Consider the following 21,871-nt stretch of genomic DNA (forward strand, 5'->3'; position numbering starts at 1 on the left):
TACGGGTTCAGGAAATCCTTGTTTAATGGAATACCAGTGTTTTAATGACGACTGGGACGACCTTGCCTTCTGCTAACGGTTTTCCAATATCAATGTAATCCCCATTCTCCACATGGATTCCATCAATGCAGATGATATCATCTTTTGCAAATACTTGGGCCTTCATTGACTGGCCAAGTGCTTTTGCAAAGTCTTCCTCCGGAATAATGACAAGCGGAAAGCTCTGAGCTATTAATTCTTCCATTCCTGCTAGTAGCCTGTTTGAGATCTGTTGAATTTCAAGGAAAGAAGGACTTCTTTTTCCTTTAAAAGCGATTGCCACATTTTCCTGCTTGCCATCAAACTTGAACCAATTCAGCTTATTCTTGAGCAGTTCATGGAAAGCATCGTCATCCAGTTGCTCTTCTTCCTCGGACAGTTTTAGGACGGGAATGTTTTTCAACGGAAACAGGTCTTTTGTGTATGTGATTGTACTTCCGCTAATTTCGGTTGTGTGAGAGCCAGCTCCCACTACTGTTGCCCTGATCGTTTCTTCCGGTTTAACTACGGTAAAATGTTTCATAAGGTCAGATTGAGCAATGGCTTTTCCCAGTAATACTCCTATATCCCCATATATAAATGGATCACCTGTCACAGGATTGTATATGGAGTCCGCAACACCTCCCGTAAATGATATACATTTAGCCTCCTGCACATTTTGCAGCCCTCTATGGGTGACAATTGTATCGAAGAAAGGAGTAGCTGGCCTGATTCCTACACTTTCCTCAAGCAAATGGACCATTTCCTGAATGACAGGCAGCAATCTTTCTACAGTAACTGTATCCCCAACGTGTACGGAGAATTTTTTCAGCTCTATTAACTCTTTAATTTTAGGAGATATGTAGGTAATCTCTTTCGTTAAAGGATCGAGCTTAATTAATCTTCCGCCAATATCCAGGCAGCCTGTATCGGTTACCTCACCCCTGTTCAAAAAAGCAAGGTTGCTTGTTCCTCCCCCAATATCGATGTTGATGACCGTGGTGGAGTGCTCTTTTGAATAAGTGTGGAGACCTGCGCCCTTGGCCGCAATGATACTTTCCAAGTCTGGTCCAGCGGTTGCCACTACAAAATCACCCGCGAAACCGCTTAGTGTTTGCAGTACTTCCTGGGCATTTTCCCTCCTGGCTGTTTCTCCGGTGATAATAACAGCACCTGTTTGAATGTCCTGTTTATTCGCACCTGCTTTTGCATATTCAGTCACGAGGAACTCTTCAATTTTTTTGACGTCTATTTTGTTATCCTCTAAAAGAGGCGTGAAGATGATATTGCTCTTGTAGTGCACAACCTTATCAACAATGGTGATTCGCGGTATCGAAAAACTTGAAGCAATATTTTCAATCGTAATCGTTGAAAAGACTAGTTGAGTCGTAGATGTTCCGATATCGATACCAACGCTTAAAATTTCTTCACTCATTCTTTTCACCTCCTCAAAATAAAAAGAACTATGGTTATAAAAATAAAGAGGCCTAAGGTTAAAGGTATTTCCGAATTGGAAACATGCCTTTTACCTTAAGCCTCATTGCTCTCGGATTTAAGTCGCTTCATCGCGTCCTGTATAAATCATATGAAATTATTCTCCTTAATATTAACGGTTCACCATTTCCATGATTTTAATCATATCTTAGCTTGGTAAGCTGATATGATTCAGGACCGGATGTTTTTCTTATTCATACATGATGACGATTTCTCTGGCAATCTGCCCCATGGAACAACGGCGATCCATGCTAAGTTTCCTTAACAAATTATACGCTTCGTCTTCCACTATACTTTTTTCTTTCATTAATAGCCCTTTGGCAATATCAATTGTTTTCCTGTCGTCCAACTTCTGTGAAACGTTTTCAAAATCATGTTCCAATTTATGAATCTCATGCCCTCTCGCGATGGCCACTTCTACAGTAGGAATAAATGATTTTTCATCAAGAGGCTTCACCAAATACCCTAAGGCTCCAACCTCTTTTGCCTGCTGAATATAATCTCTATCGTTAAAAGCACTCAATAATAGAATACTTGAGGCCAGTTTTTCACGCATAATCATTTTACTGGCCTTCAATCCATCCAGGATTGGCATTTTAATATCCATTATCACCAAGTCTGGAGTGAATTTCCGGCAAACGTCAATCGCTTCAAAACCATCGGAAGCTTCCCCTACGACATCGTAGCCTGCTTCACTTAATAATTCACGTATATCCATCCTTGTAATAGGTTCATCGTCGACTATTACAATTCGTTTTCTCATAGGTTTATTCTCCTTAAAAGAAGTCTCTTAAATCGGATTCCGCAAATATTCTTTTAATTCCTCGACACCTTTTTCTTCAATTGAGGAAATAGCGAATATATTCTCTGCACCGGCCATTTTCAGGTATTGTTCCGAGCGAAGAATGTCTTCGTTATCTTTTGCCAAATCAGTTTTGGTAATGATGCCAATCACAGGTTTTGGAAACACAGATCCAAATGATGGGGGGAAAAAGCTGTCTTCTTCAGTACAGTCCTGCACAAGCCCGATGATATCGGCATCAGCTGCCGTTACAATCAGTGCTTTGTAATAAAAGCGATTTTCAATATATTCTCCTGGTGTATCGATTGCATTCTCAAGCGTATCAATCGCTTGCGTTTTCTTGTATTCCATCAATTCGCCGTGAATATTTTGACAAAGAGTCGTTTTTCCACTGCCTGTCTTACCGATGAGAATGATCTTTTTCATAATCTCACCCTATGTCCTTGTAATTTTCGGTATTGTAAAATCCAATATTTCCGTTAAATCATGAATGACCTTATCTAACGCATACTCTACCGATGACACATCACCGGTAATCACGACTGAACCGCTGAATCGATCGACAAAGCCAATGTCGACATTGCCTGATTTTGTTGCAATATCAGCAGCAATAATCGATGCTTCACTTGGAGTGATCGTCAGAATTCCAATCGCGTTGATATTATAATTAGTTAGGCCTAGCTTTTTAAATAGTTCTTCGTTAGGGTTTGCAATAATATGGGATAGAGTAACCTGTTTACCAGGTACATACTCTTGTATAACCCGTTCTTTTTTTTCCATCTTAATCCACCTTGTTATTGATTTAATGAATAGTTGAAGACATACAAAAAAGGGGCACTTGAAAAAGTAAGTTTCTCCTTTTTCAAAAGCCCCGTTGCCTTCGAAATTAAATCAACACGCCATTGTGTTATGTTTTCATTCTATCAGAACTTAAAGCATAATAGCAAAAAAAATATTACTGATTTGTGACACATTATTACTGTCGGCGGCATAAAAACACCCTGAAATTCCACGAAATGAAAATCCTACAAGAAGATGGGAAAAGCGGTGCCTATCCTCCTTAGCGTACAAGAAGACATGCACCGTTAAATTTTAGCCGACTTTCTTTTCACCATCTGTATCCTGGTTTGCTTTTCCAAGCATTCTGTTCGCAATAAACATTGCCACCATGATGGCAGTGATACCTCCAGTGAACTTTCCGACGATCATCGGGAAGATCATATCCTTTGCAACACCGGCTGTAAAACCAAGGTGATCACCAAGGACAAAAGCAGCTGATACTGCGAAAGCCACATTCAAAATTTTTCCTCTGTCATCCATATCTTTCATCATCATGAACATTGGGATATTATTGGCAAGTGTTGCCACCATTCCCGCTGCTGCGATATCATTCATACCCAAAACCTTACCGAGCTTAATCAATGGTTTCTTGAATACTCTTGTAATGACTTCAACCATAACGAAAGCCCCAGCCAGGACAATGGCAATGCTGCCGACAACCTGGATGCCTTCTTCCAAAGGAGTAATGCCGGAAATTACTGTCAAACCTGTCAGGGCATCAATAATCCCTATAGCAAGGCCAAAAATAGCGACAATGACAACTCCCTGGCCAAAAATAGTGAAGCCTTTGATCATCTTTTCTGGGAACCTCCACAAGCCAAGGATGACTAAAACAGCAACGATAAGGATTGGCACAAGGTTTTTAATGAGCAGAATCGGATCGAAACCTGCTACTAAACCGCCGACAAAACATCCGACCGGAATGGTGATCATTCCTGCGAGAATTCCTGTAGCCAGGAACTTATGGTCTTTCTTTTCAATGATTCCCAATGCAACTGGGATTGTAAATACAATTGTCGGTCCCATCATGGCTCCAAGGATTGTTCCTGCAAAAAGGCCGATATCCGGATCTTTTGCCATTTCCATTGCCAAAGGGAAGCCGCCCATATCATTTGCCAGTAAGGTTGTGGCAAACATTGCAGGGTCAGCGCCCATTGCACTGTACAACGGAACAATAATCGGGCTAAGTACCTTCGCAAGCACTGGTGCTATGACAATAATCCCTACCATTGAAAGCGTCAGGGCACCCATTGCCATAATTCCTTCCTCGAACTTTTCTCCAAGTTTCAGCTTATTATTAAAGATTTTATCAATAGCTCCGACAACCATAAAAATGACCATTAAATAGATAATGATTTCATTTATGCTCAATGTCATCTGCCCCCAGACTCTTTATATTTTTTCACTCAAGATTCCTTGCACTTACTGTGTAAAGCATTTCGGAGCATTACTTCATAAAAAAGCGCTGCTGCGGGCTAAACTTACTCGTCCACCATATCGATTGAATCCACAACCCCGACGATGACAGCATCTACCGGAACGCCGCTTCCACCGACTGATACCCTTGCAGAACTTCCCCTTGTAATAAGGACAATATCCTGGACACCTGCACCGGCATTATCGGCGGCCACTATATGACGGACATTATCTCCGCAGTATAACAGCTTGACGATCATGAGTTTGAGGCCATTCAACTTTTCATCTTTTCTGGTCGCCCAGAGACTTCCGACAACTTTGCCTATTTCCATCGAATATCCCTCCGCTATCCTCGTTTGATCGTAATCTTGTTTGTCCTGATATAATCTTTAGCAAGAGGTGTAATAATAGCATCAGGGCGGACAGCTACAAGCTTCTGGTTTTTCAAGCAGAACTTCCGCAGATCCACTTCAGTAATCAGCTTTCTATCGACGATTGCGCAGTTTTGCGTAACAGTCTCTTCTTTCGCCTCTAACTCTGGTATAGCCTTTTCACCCTGGGTTTTGACGGTTTCCATCGGAACTTTATCACATAGTTCACTCAGGTTGCCCAGTCCAGTAAACTCGATTCCATAGCCCTCAAGCTTGTGCTCCAATTCCTCATACATTTTATAAAAGAGGATTGGTGCAGTCTTCTTATATCGCTTATATTCAAGACCATCTGCCAGGGCAATGACGCGCTTTCCCTGCAACAGCATGGCCAGAACAAACTCCTCGCCGGAGGTCCTAGCTACACCTGCTGCAAGGTTTGCCATCATGGCTGCAGACAATGAAGGAATGATGATAATGTCAGAATCGTTGTCTTTTTCTCTGTAATACCTCACTGAATAACAAGAGGAAAGCGCTTCATCAATCCCGGTGACAGGTTGGTCGGCCAGAACCACCGCTTTCTTGCGCGCTGGTGCCCGGCACTCGCTCTTACTGTTTTCCGACAGCTGCTGACAGACTAGTTCAGTTACTCTCTCAACTAATTCGTCGATGTTCACTGATTGACACCCCCAGGCTGTTTCTTAATCAGCCTGCCGTACATACCTTTTTTAAATCCGCAGGCATTAGCTTCATCATAATCGATGTGCATCCTTGTCTCGTATCTGGAATTGACGCGGACTACCACATCATCAAAAATGAGAGGCCGCATCCCAAACATCTTCACTCTGACAATCTCCTTATCAGTTACCTGATATCGTTTCGCGTCTTCTGGAGTCATATGGATATGCCTTTTGGCGACAATCGTTCCGTTCTCAAGCTGAACACTGTTCTTCCCAGAGTCAAGAATGATGGACGGGGTGTTCTCGGTGTTTCCGCTGTCCCTTACAGGAACATTGCGGATTCCCAATATAAGAGCATCTGTAAAGGAAATTTCAACTTGGGATTTATTGCGTTCAGGGCCTAATATAACCACATTCTTGATGGACCCTTTCGGCCCGGTCAAAGTGATGCGTTCTTCACACACATATTGGCCTGGCTGGGATAAGTCCCGTAGCTTTGTAAGCTGATACCCATCGCCGAATAATAGATCCACTGTTTCGCGGTCTAGATGGACATGGCGGCCTGATGCCTCCACTTCGATTAACTCCGTGCTGATTACCTGCTCCACAACACGTTTTACAACTTCCTGATCAAAAGGCTCCATGGAACCACACCTCACTTACTATAACTTCCGGTTTTGGTTTTAAACATTAGCACCCAAAATAGCGATGACAACCGGTTTAGAGCCTGGATAATATCTTCACGCTCAGCCTCGCCATTCTCTTTTTTGAATGCCTGATAGGCTGCAATCTCCGCTTCCCTTACCATGCTTCTAAGGGAATTCAGCAGAATGACCGGCTCTCCCAGACGGTAATCTGGAAAGAAATGACCTTCACCAAAAAATTTCTTTGGATGGTGGGACATCTCCCTGATTTCCTGTTCACTCATCCCAAGAAGCTTGATTTCCTTAACCGGGCTGTTCAAGACTTCGCACCTGACAAGGTTCCTGACAAAGTCGAGCACTTCCTGCAAATCATCTGCCAGTCCTTGATAAACTGGGGCAATTTTGATTTGGGATTCTAGAATTTTCGATTCGAATGAATCTAGTTTCCCTCTAAAGATGATCCGGTTATGATCCTTATTCACAAGAACATTCCCGTAAAGCGCGGTCATCTGTTCCGGCTTTTGGTTGGTATATCCCCCGTTCAGCAGGCGGTATTTAAAAGGCTGTACCGGTTCGGGCTTCTGGGACTGATTTTTTTCGTCAGCCTTGCTCGAAGTTTTGCTCTTCTCGTTTTTGGACTGTTGATCGTCCTTAGACTTATCAATAATGGAAAGTTTAATATGGCGGTCCGTCAAAAAAGTCTGGGCGGATGGAGTGATTATGGTCCCTTTTTCCACCTTATACTCTTTGAGAGTGGAGAGATCCTGATCCTTTAGCAGCTTCCTTAATTCGTTCTCGGTAATCAAGCCCATTCTGTCACATCCTTGCTTAAGAATACGGGGCTGACCCTAGACTTTAGAGTCAGCCTCTGCATTCAAAGGGTTATTAATTTTGAACGGAATACTTTGGAAGAACTGCATCTACTTCTGTATGCGGACGTGGAATGACATGGACTGAAACCAATTCGCCTACACGGTCAGCTGCTGCTGCGCCTGCATCTGTTGCAGCTTTAACCGCGCCTACATCACCGCGTACCATAACAGTTACAAGACCTGCTCCAATTTGCTCTTTTCCGATCAATGTAACGCTTGCTGCTTTCACCATTGCATCTGCAGCTTCGATTGCTCCAACTAAGCCTTTAGTTTCAACCATTCCTAGTGCGTTTGCGTTTGCCATTTTTATTTCCTCCTCAAAATTTTATGGTTAAGGCTGTTATTATTTTGAAAGTTCCATGACCACTTGCTTCACGATCATTTCAATCATATCTGACTGGACTGGAGTCGATGCCTGTTGTCCGGATTTCGGTTTCAGGTCCTCAAGCTCCTTGATTCCTTTGGCAATCCTGCGTACATTGATCAAGTTCATCGGTCCGATGTTATCGGAAGTGGAACTGCCGCCAACCGCTCCGCAGCCAAGTGTAAGGGCAGGGAATAAATTAGTCGTTCCGCCGATACCTCCGAGTGCAGATGCAGTGTTTACAAGGAAACGCGATGCTGGGATTCTCACGGCAAAATGCCTGATAATCTCTTCATTCTCTGAATGCATCGAGAAAGTATGGCCTGCTCCTTCGTGATTCAGGATTTCAGCGCTTAGCGTGCACGCTTCCTCCCAGTTTTCCACTGTGTAGAAACCGAGGATTGGCGCAAGCTTCTCTCTTGAAAAAGGAACGTTGTGACCAATTTTTGTTTCTTCAGCAATCAGGACACGAATGCTTGCAGGAATATTCAGGCCGCATAGGTTTGCGATATGCTGGACGCTTTTGCCTACAATGGCAGGGTTCATGCTGCCATTTGCCCTCATGATATATCCTTCAAGCTTTTTCTTTTCTTCGGCTGAAAGGAAGTATGCTCCCTGTTGTACCAGTTCATGAACAACTTGTTCTTTCATGCATTCTTCAACAACGATTGATTGCTCTGAAGCACAAATTGTCCCATTATCGAAAGTCTTGGAATCTAGGATTCTCTTAACTGCTTTTTTCACATCAGCTGTTCTTTCAATAAATGCAGGAGAATTACCAGGTCCTACACCAATTGCTGGAGTGCCGGATGAATAGGCAGCCTTGACCATTGCTGATCCTCCTGTTGCCAGGATCAATGCCACATCGTTATTCTTCATCAGCTCTGATGTTCCTGCCACAGATGGAGTTGTCATACATCCAATCGCGCCTTCAGGGCAACCTGCTTTTTCTGCAGCGTCAGTAATGATTTTCACTGTTTCAAGGATACTTTTCAATGCACCAGGATGCGGAGAAAAAACAATCGCATTAGCTGTTTTGATTGCGATAAGCGTTTTATACATGACAGTGGATGTTGGGTTTGTCGATGGTATAAGTCCAGCAATTACACCAACTGGCACAGCGATATCCATAAGCCCCTGTTGTTTATCTTCGTTCAGAATTCCAACAGTCTTTAAATCTTTGATTTCTTCGTAGACCACGCGGGAACCAAAGAGGTTTTTAATGACTTTGTCTTCCCAGCGGCCGAATCCGGTTTCTTCGCTTGCCATCTTCGCAAGCCTTTCCCGGTTTTCATAAGCAGCATCGGCAATTGCCTTTACAATCCTGTTTATTTCATCCTGGCTCATTTGGGCTAGCTTTTTCTGAGCTGTTTTTGCTTTTTTCGCTAACGTTCTAGCTTCCTGGATGGATAATAAGTCTTTATCTTCTAATGACATTATTTATCCTCCTTTCTGTAGTGATTAGAAATAAGAACAATTAATTCTTCTTTCTTGGAATACTTTATTGAAGCCGGTTTCACTCCCGGAATTCTTAGCTTTCTAACCATGGTCCGCAGTTCCTGGACACTTTTGCGCTGGAGGTCAGGATTAACACTATTTCCCCCGACAATCATCCTTTCACGGTGCTGTACCCGTTTTGGAAGATCGCTAGAGTCGGGAAGAATGGCTGTTAAACTTTCTGCACGCGCTTTTTCTATTGCAGGTTTAGCTTTATACCCTTCTTGGGTATCCAGCATTTCCACGGCATGATTTTCTGCCTGCTCGTCCAGTTGTTCTGGATGATGGATTTCTTCCTGCTCATCGAGCTGAACCGGAACAAGTTCTTCTTCCTTTTGCTCACCAGGATCAACTGCCAGATGACACTCTTCTAGTTCTTCAGTTTTTTGCGGGACTGGCGTGCGTACTAACATTTCCGTCTCTTCATGCATTCTAGGAATGACATGGGAAGAAATCAATGTTGCAATTCCAGTGACGGCAGCCGCTCCTGCATCTACTGCAGCGGAAACCGCTCCGACATCTCCATCTAGCATAACGGTTGTTAAAGCACCTTTAATTTTTTCGATCTTAACTAACCGCACATTGGCAGCCTTCAATGCAGCATCCGCAGCCAGCACTGCTCCCAGATACCCTTTCACTTCAATGAGACCCAGCGCTTTAGAGTTCATCGCCAACCTCCTAGAAGTTTGTTGGATTTTCTGCGACGTATTCAACTGCAGCTGCAAATGCATCGCAAGCTGCCTTGCAGGCTGATTGGCTGCCTGTTAGGAGGCCTCCGCCAAAGTTTGTTTCAGATGGAGGTCCGTAGAATGCTGCAATACTTACATCTGCTGCCTTTAATGCCGCATCCAGTCCGTACATGGCTTCAAGTGGCGGAGCGATAAGATAGGCAAGGGCTTCGCCTTCCTTAATGCCAGCCACACTTGAAAGGTATGTGCCAGTACGTGATACACAATGGGCAAAATACGCAATTGAATCATCTTCATTGGCGCTGGTGAAATGGACACCGCTTTCCATATACTCCACCACTGCATTCAGTCCGCTCTTTACTTCGGCAGGACTTGGTCCGGCAATGATTCCAATAACTTCCCCAGCGAGTTTCGTAGAGGCATTTGCACTTCCGGCATACATGGATTTTGCATAAACAACATCAACATCAGCAGCCTTCGTTGCTTCGTCCAACGCAGTGTAGGTAATGTCATCTACGTCTGCAGTGATCATGCCCAAACTTTTATGATGCGATTTTAATTCCAGTTTTTCCGCCAAGTCTGGACTTACATTCGAGATAATTTTCGTGCTTAATACTGTGGCATGAATCGGCGAATTCTTCATTATTTATTCCTCCGTTCCTATAATTTAAGGTCGATTCCTGAAGTCTTTTTATCGAGCATGCTTTTAATCAGTTCTGAAATGTGGGCACCGGCTTCTACAGCAGGTGTGCCGCCTTTGTGTATGTTTGAAACAACTGTCCTTCTTGCTTCAGGCATATCAACCGTTGGCTTATAGGCAATGTAAGCACTCATTGATTCAGCTGTAACCAGGCCTGGGCGCTCTCCGACTAAAAGGCAAACCACATCGGCATCTGTTGCTTCGCCAATTACGTCCATCGAAGGAACGCGGCAATGCTTAACAAACAATATATCTCCAACTTCAATTCCGTACATTTTCAGTCCCTGCTTAAGGGCTGGAATGATATCAGCAGCATTCGCCTCGATTGCCGCAGAACTTAATCCATCACCGACAACAATTTGTACTTTTGGACTTCTAACTCTGACTTTCATGAAGTTAACCGTTTCATCGGAAAATTGCCTTCCGAGGTCTGGTCTTGTCAAATATTCATCTTTATCCTTGCAAAGCGTTTCAATTGGAACAAGGTTAAGCTTCTTAACAAGATCCTCGCTGACATAAGAGAAAACAGCATCCTGCGCAGCTGCATGGTCTGCCCTGAATCTTAGGGAAGTCATTGTTTTATAACGAGGGCCTGCCCTCCAGACTCCGATTCTCGCAGGAGTTCTTTCCTTCATTTTCAAATATCCTTCACGGTCATAAGGATTTGGCACAAGCAATTCCTTTTTAAGATCCAACTCGGTAATATCCGGAAGACATGCATCCTGTTCCTCAGATGAGGCACTTTGTTGAGCAGCTGCTGTTTCTGCTGCTGGATTAACGTTGGCTACAGTATCTTCGTTCATCATTTGTTTTACGATTGTCGCTACTAGTGATTTAAGGTCTTGATCATTCACCATGGTTTGTTCCTCCCTCCTTTACTTTAAAAAGACTGAAGCGTCGCCAGCTTTTGAAGTCATTTTTCCTTTTTCATCGATAAAGCCCATTTTCATCATCCACTCTTCAAATGGCTTGATTGGCTTCAGATTTAGCAATTCACGCAGAGTTGGTGTCTCATGATAGCCAGTTGTCTGGTAGTTCAGCATGACGTCATCTCCGTGTGGGATTCCCATGAAGAAGTTACAGCCAGCTGCAGAAAGCAGCACGGAAAGATTCTCGATATCATTTTGATCTGCCTTCATATGGTTTGTATAGCAGGCATCAACACCCATTGGAATACCGGTAAGCTTACCCATGAAGTGGTCTTCAAGGCCTGCACGGATGACTTGCTTTGAATCGTATAAATACTCAGGTCCAATGAAACCAACTACTGTGTTGACAAGGAACGGCTGGTATTTTTTCGCGAAACCATAGCAGCGTGCTTCCATTGTCAGCTGGTCGACACCATGATGGGCGTTCGAGCTTAGCTCAGAACCCTGCCCAGTTTCAAAATACATAACGTTTGGTCCGGTAGCTGTACCATCACTAAGTGCAAGCTGACGTGCCTCCTCGATCAATCCTCCGCTGATACCGAATGCTGTATTGCCTTTCTCCGATCCTGCTATGGATTGGAAAATCAGGTCTGTCGGCGCGCCCCTTCTGATTGCTTCCATCTGGTCTGTTACGTGGGCAAGGACACAGATTTGAGTCGGGATTTCCCATTTATTTTTAATTTCTTCAAATTTCCTCAGGATGCGGCCAACACTTTCAGCAGAATCATCTACAGGGTTAAGGCCGATTACCGCATCACCGATACCGTAGGTAAGCCCTTCCATAACGGAAGCAACAATGCCATCGGGATCATCGGTTGGATGGTTTGGCTGAAGCCTTGCAGATAATGTACCTTCAAGACCGATTGTTGTATTACAATGGGCGGAAATACGAATCTTTCTCGCTCCATAGATTAAATCAAGATTGGACATCAATTTAGTTACAGCGGAAATCATTTCTGCTGTCAGACCGCGTGAGATTCGGATGATATCTTCACCAGTCGTATTCTCGTCAAGGATCCATTCCCTCAGTTCCTGGACAGTCCAATTTTTGATCTGACCGAAAATTCTTTTATTGACTGAATCCTGAATAATCCGTGTAACTTCATCTTCCTCGTATGGCACAACAGGATTGTTACGGATATCCTCAAGCGTTAGGTTGGCCACAACCATTCTCGCAGCCACCCGTTCCTCCGCACTTCCGGCAGTAATACCGGCTAGACGGTCACCAGACTTTTCTTCATTGGCTTTTGCAAATACATCAACAATGTCTTTAAACTGATACGTTGTACCAAAAAGCTTTGATTTTAAAATCATAAAAATCCTCCTCTCATAAATCAGCCTTTTTGAAAACAAGGGACAAGCCAGTTACGGGCAGTACCTTTATTCACAATTGGCGTCTATCGCTAAATAATTCATCATTTCGTAAAAGCCTTCCTTGCCTTTAGAAACAAAGAAGCTTAAGGATACAGGTAATCCCGCTACGGGAATTTACCATATAACCTTAAGCTTCTTTGCTTCAGATTTTTCGCTACAGCCTTGTAGCTACTTTGTTATAGGTCGAAATATATACTAATCGTCGTGCCATTTTCTTCTGTCGTAAAATCAATGGTTCCTTTTAATTTGTCTTTTACATACGTTTTGACAATGGTTAGGCCAAGTGAATGATCGAAACTCTGATTATTTGTGAATCCCGAGCCATTATCTGTAACTGTCACTCCCGCCCTTTTACCCTGTCTTTGGATTTCAACCCTGATCTTGCCTTCCTCAAAATTGTGAAAAGCATGGTCATAGCAGTTCTGGACAAGCTCGTTTACAATCAGGGCCAGCACGGTTGCACGATCACTATCAATGTTAAAATCTTCGTTTGCGCATATTTCAAGCTTGATATGATCATTATCAGAATAGCACCGCCGGATATTCCCTGCTACATTTTGGAGAACATCCCAAAGGCTGATGTCATCATTCAATTGCTGTGACAACAATTCATGTGTCGCTGCAATTGAAAGAATTCGGTTGACGCTGTCCTTCAATAGTGTTTTTGATTCATTGTTTGAGCTTCGCCTGCTTTGCATCCTTAACAAGGAAGCAATGGTTTGCAGGTTGTTTTTGATTCGATGGTGGATTTCACCGATGGCCACCGTCTTCAAGACAATTTCGGTTTCCCGGTTTCTCAGCTGGGTGATATCATGGAGAATCATTGCCACCCGAAAATCATCCTCTGGAACAACTACCTGTTTGACGAGGAAGAAGTAATCACCTATCTTTACTTCCCGGTTGTCTTTGTACTGACTTTCCGAACGATTTATTACTTCATTGAAGGTGGTGCCATCCAATGACAAATTGTCGTAATGGACTCCTTCAATATCCTCCATATAACCAAGGGACCTGTAAATGGTATCTGCCCTAAGATTCTTGAACTGCAGATTCCCATTATTATCAAAGATGAGTATGGCATCCACCAGATGATTATTGATGCTATAAATTGAATTCAATGTTGATGTGAGCATCGGCAGGCTGTTTCTCTGGACATTGAAGTTCGCACGGATGTCATAATCTGTATCATGCTCGTTGATAATTGTGCCAATGACCTTTTGGTTTAGCCGGATGGGATAGACATTCTGGATGACATAGCGGTTTTCCTGGGTGCGTGCCTTGATATTTTTCGTATGGACTCCTGTCTCCATCGTCCTCAACACACCAGGTTCGTTTACCCTTAATGCTTTTTTCCCGATTGGCGATTCATTGTAAAGTGAAGTATGGGCTTCGGAATTTCCGTGATAAACGACAATCGCTTCTTCCCCACTGCATTTTGACGGAATATCAATGAAAACATCATAATCGAATGATTCTGCACAAACATCCATTGCCTGGCAAGTCTCGATGATCTTCTCAATCTCTTCTTCAGTTAAATAAGAGGCTTCTTTGCAAATCTTTCTGATTAAGGACGGATCATACATATAAAAGTGCCTCCGTTCTTGCAATCTAACCAAGCGGAACATCTCCGATTCATGATGATTTTTTCTCGTGATAGCATCGAATAAAAAACAAAAAGGGGCCATGAAAACGATTTGTTTTCAAAGCCCCATTGCCTTAGAAAATTGGTGGCACGCCTTTGTGCTACTTAAATTATAGGATTAACCGAGTAGCTAGTCAATATGCTTAATTGTTAAAACTCTGTGTCTTAATAAATTTTTTCAAGTATTTGCTGTACTTCTTCCTCTGTCGGCTGGCGCGGATTGGTCTTTGTGCAGGCATCATTCAGCGCTGCCTTGGATATTTCAGCTTTCAGCTCTGAGAGTGTCTTTGCCTCTACACCGCAGGCTTGGAGACTGACAGGCATACCCAAAGAATTTTGCAGTTTAGTAATGGCTGAAATCAAGCTCCTGACTCCAGTTCTTGGATTAGAAGCTGGAAGTCCAAGAATTTTGGCGAGTTCTGCATACTTTTGTGCTGCCATTGAATAATCCCGGTCATTATATCCCTTTAGATCCGCATTATATTCGATAACTGCCGGAAGAAGGATGGAGTTGATCCTTCCATGCGGGATATGGAACTTTGCCCCGCAGATATGAGCAATTCCGTGGTTAAGTCCAAGGCTTGTCTGATTAAAAGCGATCCCTGCCATACAGGAAGCGATATGCATTTTTTCACGGGCCACTAAATTCTGGCCATTCTTGTGTGCCTCTTCCAGATAGCTGAATACCAGCCGAACAGCTTTTTCGGCCATTGCATCAGAAATATCGTTTGCGTTCAGTGATACATAGGCTTCAATCGCATGTGTCAGTACATCCATTCCCGTATCTGCTGTAACTGCTGCAGGAACAGTAAGTACGAGGCTCGGATCAAGAATCGCTTCGGAAGGAAGCATTTCATCATCCACGAGTGGATATTTGACATTTTTCCCGGCGTCAGTGATGACCGAGAAGGAAGTAACCTCAGAGCCTGTTCCGCTTGTAGTTGGAATGGCAATGAGAGGAACATCAGTAAAATCGAGCCCTTTTTCCGCAAAATATTTGATTGCCTTTGCAGCATCGATTGCTGAACCGCCGCCGACTGCTATTACCATCTCCGGCCTGCAATTCCTCATCAAGGACATGCCTTCAACAATCGTTTCAATAGGCGGGTCTGGAACAATCTGGTCAAACAGATGGATGCTGTTATCTCCCTGTTTCAACCGATCCGTAATCACATTCAACATCCCTGACTTGCTGATATACGGGTCTGAAATCAGCATGATCGACTTATTTTTCCATTCCAGGAGGCGGTCCAATGAATTTTTGCCCATAAAAATATTTGTGTTCATCGAAAACTTTTCCACTTGCTATTGCCCCTTTCTTCCGGGAAATTTTTTTTTGCATAAAAAAAGGCTCTATAGAAAGACAGACGTCTTATCTATAAAGCCTCGTTGCTTTGATTGCTAAATACACAGCTTTGTGCACAATTTCACTATACCTTTTCAAAACGAGCAAGTCAAAGCAATTTTTTATATAAAAAATGAAGAAGCAGGCGTCATTGCCTTACGGCTACAGCTGCGGAGCCGTGCGGTAGGGTAGTTTTTTCTATTCCCCGAGTTCATCCCCGGGAGGACCTAAAAAGCCAAATCAGTGGTTAAGCTTCATGCCGCTGACATACCTAACGAGTAATTTATCCAGCAGCGGAAACAGGATTGGGGCAAGCACGATATAGAAACCGATATTCCCTGCCGCATGCATCATATCAAATGACAGGCCCGCCAGATAATAAGACACGAAGTACTTGAAACCATACAGCGGAATTTGGGCCAGGGAAATGACAAAGCCATACAGCAGACCTGCCATTCCTGTATAGAGTGCCATGGCCCAAAAAGGAATTTTGCTGAATAGCGGCCTGATTAATATCCCAGTGACAAGTGCTATAACCGATAAAGACACTATTTGCGGCATTGTCCAGATTCCCATACCAAGAATCAGATTGGAAACGACCATTGTTAAGACAGCCTGGATAATGCCATATTTGACTCCCAACAGGATCGTTGTAATGATGAGAATCGAAGTAGTCGGCGAAACATTAGGAATCGGCGCCATGAAAATCCTGCCGGCGACAGATAAGGCAGTCAGCATGCCGATTAGGACAATGCTCTTTGTGTTTGACACAGGGATTGAGCTGAATTTGTTATGAAAAGTCAATGAGCTCCCACACAATCTTGTCGCCTTTTTCAGGGGTAATATCCTTGGCCCCTTTGGTCGCTTGTTCACCATTGATTTCAAAAACCCAATACAGGTTTTTTGCCTCGTCCTGGCTTATGCCTTCGATTTCAACAAAAAAGCCTTTGTTTTCCTTCACTTTAAAGTGTTCCTTCATCAGGTCCTGCAAATTCTGGCCTTTCAGGTCGACTTTTTCCTCGGCTGTTTTTTTGCCTTCCGCATCTTTCACGACAATTGTCGCCTGCTCTTTTTCCATTCCAGCTTTCTTGTCCTTCTCGGCAGCCTGTTGACCATTACCGCAGCCAGCCAGCAATCCGATCGCCAGTACAAAAAACGCAAGCAACGATACAACTTTCTTCATCTTCTTCATCTCCAGATTCTCTTTGATGTAGCCTTTCAAAAAAAAATGAGAGTGGCTTCCCCCTTTGGAAACACAAAAAGGCCTTAGTGAGGTATTAAAACAAATCACCAAAGCCCCTGCAAATACAGCCTTACCTCGAAGCTGGAATGCAATAGGGTTAATGATAAATGACCTGACTTAAGGCATACAGCCTTTCACAGTGGCGGGACCGTGTTGGAATTTCACCAACTTCCTTTACCAGTTAACCATTTCAATTAGGTTCGTTACAAGCTATATCATAGCAAAGTATCGTGCAATAATAAAAGGTCTAATTCGAGAAATTTGTGACAAGCAATTCACAAAAACTCTTTACAACCAATTAGAATGCGTTTATTCCATTTTCTCTTCCTGATAAAAAACAATCATGAAGGCGACAATTTCTTTGTCTGCGTTTCGCTTCACTTTTATTCCATTTTCTCTCAGGTTCCCTCAATGAATCCGCTTTATGGATTGCACAAAAAAACCAGAAGACCATCAGTCGCTGGAGGAGACAATGTCGGTCATGACTCATTTTCTGGAAAGTTTCAAGAACGTTTGATACCGACAGGAAAAAGCTGATGATTCCCATACGAGGGAATCATCAGCTTTTTTGTTTGTTGTACATCAGACTTATATGTCATCCTGCTATCAATTCTGCCCACAAATCAGATTCACGGCTGTGTGGCAAATTGAGCGGGCTTAGCCTTTTCAAGACATTTTCTCCTTGGCCCAAGTATAGTTTCCCTCAAAACAATGAACCTCTTTGGATTCAATCCAATAAACCTTTTCAAATAACTTATTTAGAAAGAAGCGATCATGGGAAACTGCGAGAATCGTTCCGTTATAATCGTCAAGTGCATCTTCGAGTACTTCTCGTGATTCAATATCCAGATGATTAGTAGGCTCATCTAAAATCAGTACATTCATGTCCTGATACATGAGTTGAGCTAAACGAAGTCTCATTCTTTCGCCCCCACTAAGCTGGGCAACTTTTCGAAAGACCATATGTCCATAAAATAAAAATTTCGCTAAAATTTGTCTTGCCTCCCCCTCTGTCACGATTACCTCATTGCGAAATGCCTCAATGACTGTCTCGTCTTCAGTATCTGAAAAAATATGCTGTGATAAGTATCCGATTTTCACGTTACTTCCTACTCTCACTTCCCCTTCATCCGGATGTAATTGCTGGAGAATTAATTTGATTAAGGTCGATTTCCCCGTTCCGTTCTCCCCGACAATTGCTGCACGCTGTTGATATATCAGATGCATATTGACATTTCTGAAAAGCAGCTTTTCTCCAAATTTCTTTGATACACCTTGAAGCATGATTACATCCTTCCCGCTCCGGTTAGAAGACACCATCTCTAAATTCATTTTCTTTCGATTCAGTGCGGGGCGATTTAATTTTTCCAGTCTTTCTAATGCTCTTTCCATATTCCTTGCTCGTTTATGAAGACCTTCATTTGGAGGATTGGCCCTGTTTGCCCATTCCCGCAGGCGTTTAATGGCCTCCTTCATTTTCTTTATTTTCTTTTGCTGCTCTTCATAGGCATGGAACTCCCTAAGCAAACGCTCTTCTTTTTCTTTCACAAAACCCGAATAGTTTGTATGGTAGCAACTGATTTCTCCGTCCTCCAGATCCATAACCCTTGTCGCCACTTCGTCCAGGAAATAACGATCATGGGATATAACGATCACGGTGCCATTATAATCTTTCAGAAAGCTGCCCAGCCATTCAACTGCCATTAAATCCAAATGATTTGTCGGCTCATCCAACAGTAAGAAACCAGGATTCTTCAAAAGGATTAGAGCTAAACCAACCTTTGTCTTTTCACCACCACTCAGGATAGAAAATTGTTTGTCCAATAAATCATCTATATTCAGACCTTTAACGATCTTTTTAATACTGGCTTCTGTTTCATATCCTCCATTGAATATGAAATATTCTTGAAGGCTGCCGTATTCATTCATGAACTTTTGCAGTTTCCCTTCGTTTGTTTCCCTGCCCATATCCTCCTCAAGCTTCCTCATCTTGTCTTCTATTTGCTGGAGATCAGAAAAAGCCGTCTTCAGAACATCATTAGTCGTAAAGCTATTGTTAAAGTCAGGAATTTGCGCAAGATATCCAATCTTACAATTCTTTTTCCAGGAGATTTGTCCAGAATCAGGGACTTCCTCACCCGCTAATAACCGAAGGAGCGTCGTCTTCCCGCTTCCATTCCGGCCAACGAGACCAACCCTGTCTTTTTCCATAATTTCAAATGATATATTGTCAAAAACGGAGCTGCCTCCGTACATCTTTTTTACTTGGTTCACACTGCATGCAATCATGTGTTTACTCCTCCTTCAATATATAAATACGCAAAAAAAGCCATAGGGAACACAGCACTTCCCCATGGCTTTTGCTAAATAAAAGATGGCATAAAAAAAGAAGAGCATGAAAAGCTCCTCTTCAACCGTCTTATATAATGTGGGTTAAGAGATGTTTTCACCGTTTTAGATCTGCTATTAAGTTGTTAAAAAAGGGCATACGTATCCCGTTAACAACTGCAACAGCAAATTTCGCACGGCTAAAATATAAAAATTCATTCCAAAAGCCGCACACTAAAACAGATTGATTAAACATCCTTACCCACCTCCGTTCCACTTATATTCTTTTCCATTTTATAGGTCACATAAATATATTTCAAGTATTTTTAATTTTTTTTATTCTTCATTGGTATGCAATGATGATTCAGTCAAGTCTTAAAAACTATGGCATACCTATGCATATCGACAACATGGCTTCCAATTTCTTTAATAATCTTTTCCAATTGGTTTGTTTAAAAACTGGAATTTCAGCGTTTCTAGAATAGATAAAAATGGCATGTTTAAGCCAATATCGATGAAACAGAGAAATAAAAATAAGTGCCGTCGAATGAAAATTCGACAGCCGTCTTTCAAAGTAATATAGTGTTTATCTCTTAGATTGTATAGATTTTTATTTGCTGAATTCCCTCCTCAAAATGGAATACATTTGCAAATCAATATACTGGCCGCGTTCAAACTCATATTCCCGGAGGGCTCCTTCCAGCTGGAAGCCGTTTTTCTTCAGGGTTTTTTGACAGCCAATATTTCTCGGATCGACTAGTGCTTCAATTCGATTGTAACTTTTTTCTTCAAAGGCAAACTCTAAAACCTGTTGGATGCATACTCTCATGATGCCCTTATTCCAATATTTTTTTTGAAGTTTAAAGCCAAGTTCTGCCCGGTTATGGTCAGGTTCAAAATTAAAAACACCAATGTCTCCTATATATTGATTGCTTGCCTTGTCAGCAATCACCCATCTTACTCCTTTATTTTCCGCAAGGAGACTGCGGAACCATAAGATTTCGTCTCTTGCACCTTGTATATCTTGATTATAGGGATTCTTCCCATAGTACATCATCACTTCATCATCGTTGTTTGTGTGTAATAATTCTTCCGCATCATTTAACACAGCGTCTCTTAATCGAATCATTTCATTTTCAAAAATCGCAGACATAAGATTCTCCCCCATACTGAATCCAATCATAACGAATTATAATGACGCTAGGCTCCTTAGCTTCATTGCCCTTGTTGAAATGAAACTGCTGATATGACGGTCAATTAATCTTTCGCCTCCGAATGTATCCTCATAAAGTCCAGCTATAACGAAACCGGCATGTACCTGGCCTTGGATTTGCTGTTCTAGTGTATGGCCAAACTCAAGGGAATATCCGTTCTGTGCAACCTCTTCCGGCGATGAGTAATCCAGCTCCGAATAAGGAATGGAGTACTTTACCTGCAGCATTCCTTTCTCTTCAAGCTCCCAGTCGAATAAATAAAAAACGGGATTCATAAAACCGCTAATAAGGCTGCCTCCGTTTTTAAGCACTCGGAAAGCCTCCTGCCAGACTGGCTGAATATCCGGCACAAAAACATTGGATACAGGATGTATAATCAAGTCAAAGCTTTCATTGTCAAACATGCTTAAATCTGTCATCGAGCCGAGTACTGTGTGAATGGTTAATCCATCTCGCTGCGCAACGAAGGAGTCCTGCGCCAACTGTGCTTCCGAAAAGTCCAGTACTGTCACATCTGCTCCTGCAGCAGCCAAAATAGGCCCTTGCTGCCCGCCACCCGATGCAAGACAAAGCACTTTTTTCCCTTCAAGCTCTGGGAACCACTCTTTGGGCACAGCCTTTTCTGCTGTAACAACAATACTCCAGTCTCCCGCTCTGGCTCTATCTATCTCCTCACTGCTCACAGGCACGGTCCAGCGGCTTTTCTGCTTAACTTTTTCTTCCCAGCTTTTTTTGTTATGATCTATTATTTCCATTTTCCATCCCCCTCAATTGATAGAAGCGACTTTTTTCTAATTAGAAACTCATAGTTGTCACAATTATCTAAATGATAGCACATCTAGCTCAAAGGTTGGATGAAATCTGGAAAATCAGCGGGGCTGCAATGACTAAGTTATGAGTGCTCCACTGCTGATAATGCCGGCATACGTTGCTCCTGCCCCCTGAGAGTTAGCGAAAAACCAGCTACCGGCGCCGTTTGGTTGATATATTCGGGAGGTTGGTTGATTTCACGGGAGCACGGACTAAGTTCTGCGTGCTTCGCTACTATTAGAGCTGGCATACCATGCTCCTGCTCTTAAAAACTGGCGAAGAACAGCTTCTTTTTCTAAAAAACCAGCTGCTAGCGCCGTTTGGTTGATATATTCGGGAGGTTGGTTGATTTCCGCTCAAAGTTGGTTGATTTCCTGCTCAGGTTGATCGATATCTGATCCTGGGTGGTTGATATATTGTTAAAGGTGGTTGATTTAACGGGAGCACGGACTAAGTTCTGCGTGCTCCGCTACTATTAGAGCCGGGATACCATGCTCCTGCTCTTAAAAATTGGCGAAGGCCAGCTTCTTTTTCTAAAAAACCAGCTGCTAGCGCCGTTTGGTTGATATATTCGGGAGGTTGGTTGATTTCCGCTCAAAGTT

General features: G+C 42.8%; 24 protein-coding genes and 1 riboswitch. All 24 genes read right to left on the minus strand.

The window, feature by feature from the left end:
- Positions 1 to 22 precede the first annotated feature (22 nt).
- Positions 23 to 1,453 (minus strand): ethanolamine ammonia-lyase reactivating factor EutA, encoded by a 1,431-nt coding sequence (eutA, locus tag D1970_RS07345; RefSeq protein WP_119112238.1) that lies wholly within the window; start codon positions 1,451 to 1,453, stop codon positions 23 to 25.
- Positions 1,454 to 1,702: 249 nt separating this feature from the next.
- Positions 1,703 to 2,275 carry an ANTAR domain-containing response regulator gene (locus D1970_RS07350; protein ID WP_119112239.1) on the minus strand — a complete coding sequence of 191 codons (573 nt, stop codon included), beginning with the start codon at positions 2,273 to 2,275 and terminating at the stop codon, positions 1,703 to 1,705.
- 27 nt (positions 2,276 to 2,302) lie between these two features.
- A complete protein-coding gene (locus D1970_RS07355) occupies positions 2,303 to 2,740 on the minus strand; it encodes a EutP/PduV family microcompartment system protein (protein ID WP_119112240.1) in 438 nt (145 codons plus the stop codon).
- Between the two features lie 9 nt (positions 2,741 to 2,749).
- Positions 2,750 to 3,094: an ethanolamine utilization microcompartment protein EutS gene (gene eutS / locus D1970_RS07360; protein WP_119112241.1), complete on the minus strand. Its 345-nt coding sequence runs from the start codon at positions 3,092 to 3,094 to the stop codon at positions 2,750 to 2,752.
- A 312-nt stretch (positions 3,095 to 3,406) separates the two neighbouring features.
- Positions 3,407 to 4,525 (minus strand): ethanolamine utilization protein EutH, encoded by a 1,119-nt coding sequence (eutH, locus tag D1970_RS07365; RefSeq protein WP_119112242.1) that lies wholly within the window; start codon positions 4,523 to 4,525, stop codon positions 3,407 to 3,409.
- A 110-nt stretch (positions 4,526 to 4,635) separates the two neighbouring features.
- A complete protein-coding gene (locus D1970_RS07370) occupies positions 4,636 to 4,902 on the minus strand; it encodes a EutN/CcmL family microcompartment protein (protein WP_119112243.1) in 267 nt (88 codons plus the stop codon).
- Between the two features lie 14 nt (positions 4,903 to 4,916).
- A complete protein-coding gene (locus D1970_RS07375) occupies positions 4,917 to 5,615 on the minus strand; it encodes a hypothetical protein (RefSeq protein WP_119112244.1) in 699 nt (232 codons plus the stop codon).
- A complete protein-coding gene (gene eutD / locus D1970_RS07380) occupies positions 5,612 to 6,262 on the minus strand; it encodes an ethanolamine utilization phosphate acetyltransferase EutD (protein ID WP_119112245.1) in 651 nt (216 codons plus the stop codon). The genes D1970_RS07375 and eutD overlap by 4 nt, the downstream gene beginning before the upstream one ends.
- A gap of 11 nt (positions 6,263 to 6,273) precedes the next feature.
- The gene (locus tag D1970_RS07385) at positions 6,274 to 7,074 is read right to left on the minus strand and encodes a cobalamin adenosyltransferase family protein (protein WP_119112246.1); all 801 of its coding nucleotides are present in this window, start codon (positions 7,072 to 7,074) and stop codon (positions 6,274 to 6,276) included.
- A 73-nt stretch (positions 7,075 to 7,147) separates the two neighbouring features.
- A complete protein-coding gene (locus D1970_RS07390; RefSeq protein ID WP_119112247.1) occupies positions 7,148 to 7,438 on the minus strand; it encodes a BMC domain-containing protein in 291 nt (96 codons plus the stop codon).
- A gap of 39 nt (positions 7,439 to 7,477) precedes the next feature.
- Positions 7,478 to 8,935, minus strand: coding sequence for an acetaldehyde dehydrogenase (acetylating) (locus D1970_RS07395; RefSeq protein WP_119112248.1), 1,458 nt, complete (start codon positions 8,933 to 8,935; stop codon positions 7,478 to 7,480).
- Positions 8,935 to 9,663, minus strand: a complete 729-nt coding sequence (locus tag D1970_RS23270) for a BMC domain-containing protein (protein ID WP_119112249.1) — start codon at positions 9,661 to 9,663, stop codon at positions 8,935 to 8,937. Before D1970_RS23270 ends, D1970_RS07395 begins: the two co-directional genes overlap by 1 nt.
- Positions 9,664 to 9,673: 10 nt before the next feature.
- Positions 9,674 to 10,327 carry an ethanolamine utilization microcompartment protein EutL gene (gene eutL, locus D1970_RS07405; RefSeq protein WP_119112250.1) on the minus strand — a complete coding sequence of 218 codons (654 nt, stop codon included), beginning with the start codon at positions 10,325 to 10,327 and terminating at the stop codon, positions 9,674 to 9,676.
- A 17-nt stretch (positions 10,328 to 10,344) separates the two neighbouring features.
- Complete coding sequence (eutC, locus tag D1970_RS07410; RefSeq protein ID WP_119112261.1) at positions 10,345 to 11,238, minus strand: ethanolamine ammonia-lyase subunit EutC; 894 nt, start codon at positions 11,236 to 11,238, stop codon at positions 10,345 to 10,347.
- A 21-nt stretch (positions 11,239 to 11,259) separates the two neighbouring features.
- Entirely contained in the window at positions 11,260 to 12,627 is a 1,368-nt protein-coding gene (locus D1970_RS07415; RefSeq protein ID WP_119112251.1) for an ethanolamine ammonia-lyase subunit EutB, read from the minus strand.
- 236 nt (positions 12,628 to 12,863) lie between these two features.
- Entirely contained in the window at positions 12,864 to 14,270 is a 1,407-nt protein-coding gene (locus D1970_RS07420) for a sensor histidine kinase (protein ID WP_181213385.1), read from the minus strand.
- Between the two features lie 224 nt (positions 14,271 to 14,494).
- Positions 14,495 to 15,631, minus strand: coding sequence for a 1-propanol dehydrogenase PduQ (locus D1970_RS07425; RefSeq protein WP_119112253.1), 1,137 nt, complete (start codon positions 15,629 to 15,631; stop codon positions 14,495 to 14,497).
- A 283-nt stretch (positions 15,632 to 15,914) separates the two neighbouring features.
- Entirely contained in the window at positions 15,915 to 16,478 is a 564-nt protein-coding gene (locus tag D1970_RS07430) for an ECF transporter S component (protein WP_119112254.1), read from the minus strand.
- Positions 16,465 to 16,857, minus strand: coding sequence for a DUF4430 domain-containing protein (locus D1970_RS07435; RefSeq protein WP_209796911.1), 393 nt, complete (start codon positions 16,855 to 16,857; stop codon positions 16,465 to 16,467). Before D1970_RS07435 ends, D1970_RS07430 begins: the two co-directional genes overlap by 14 nt.
- 115 nt (positions 16,858 to 16,972) lie before the next feature.
- A riboswitch (adenosylcobalamin (AdoCbl) riboswitch) is annotated at positions 16,973 to 17,117 on the minus strand.
- Positions 17,118 to 17,583: 466 nt separating this feature from the next.
- Positions 17,584 to 19,206 carry a ribosomal protection-like ABC-F family protein gene (abc-f, locus tag D1970_RS07440; protein ID WP_119112255.1) on the minus strand — a complete coding sequence of 541 codons (1,623 nt, stop codon included), beginning with the start codon at positions 19,204 to 19,206 and terminating at the stop codon, positions 17,584 to 17,586.
- A gap of 157 nt (positions 19,207 to 19,363) precedes the next feature.
- A complete protein-coding gene (locus D1970_RS23275; protein WP_281373541.1) occupies positions 19,364 to 19,501 on the minus strand; it encodes an RAxF-45 family protein in 138 nt (45 codons plus the stop codon).
- A 354-nt stretch (positions 19,502 to 19,855) separates the two neighbouring features.
- Complete coding sequence (locus D1970_RS07445; RefSeq protein WP_181213383.1) at positions 19,856 to 20,398, minus strand: GNAT family N-acetyltransferase; 543 nt, start codon at positions 20,396 to 20,398, stop codon at positions 19,856 to 19,858.
- A gap of 36 nt (positions 20,399 to 20,434) precedes the next feature.
- The gene (locus D1970_RS07450; protein WP_119112257.1) at positions 20,435 to 21,214 is read right to left on the minus strand and encodes a class I SAM-dependent methyltransferase; all 780 of its coding nucleotides are present in this window, start codon (positions 21,212 to 21,214) and stop codon (positions 20,435 to 20,437) included.
- 137 nt (positions 21,215 to 21,351) lie between these two features.
- Positions 21,352 to 21,519 carry a hypothetical protein gene (locus D1970_RS22230; protein WP_182478592.1) on the minus strand — a complete coding sequence of 56 codons (168 nt, stop codon included), beginning with the start codon at positions 21,517 to 21,519 and terminating at the stop codon, positions 21,352 to 21,354.
- Positions 21,520 to 21,871: the final 352 nt, after the last annotated feature.

This window comes from Mesobacillus zeae, from assembly GCF_003570705.1.
Lineage (GTDB): Bacteria > Bacillota > Bacilli > Bacillales > Cytobacillaceae > Mesobacillus_C > Mesobacillus_C zeae.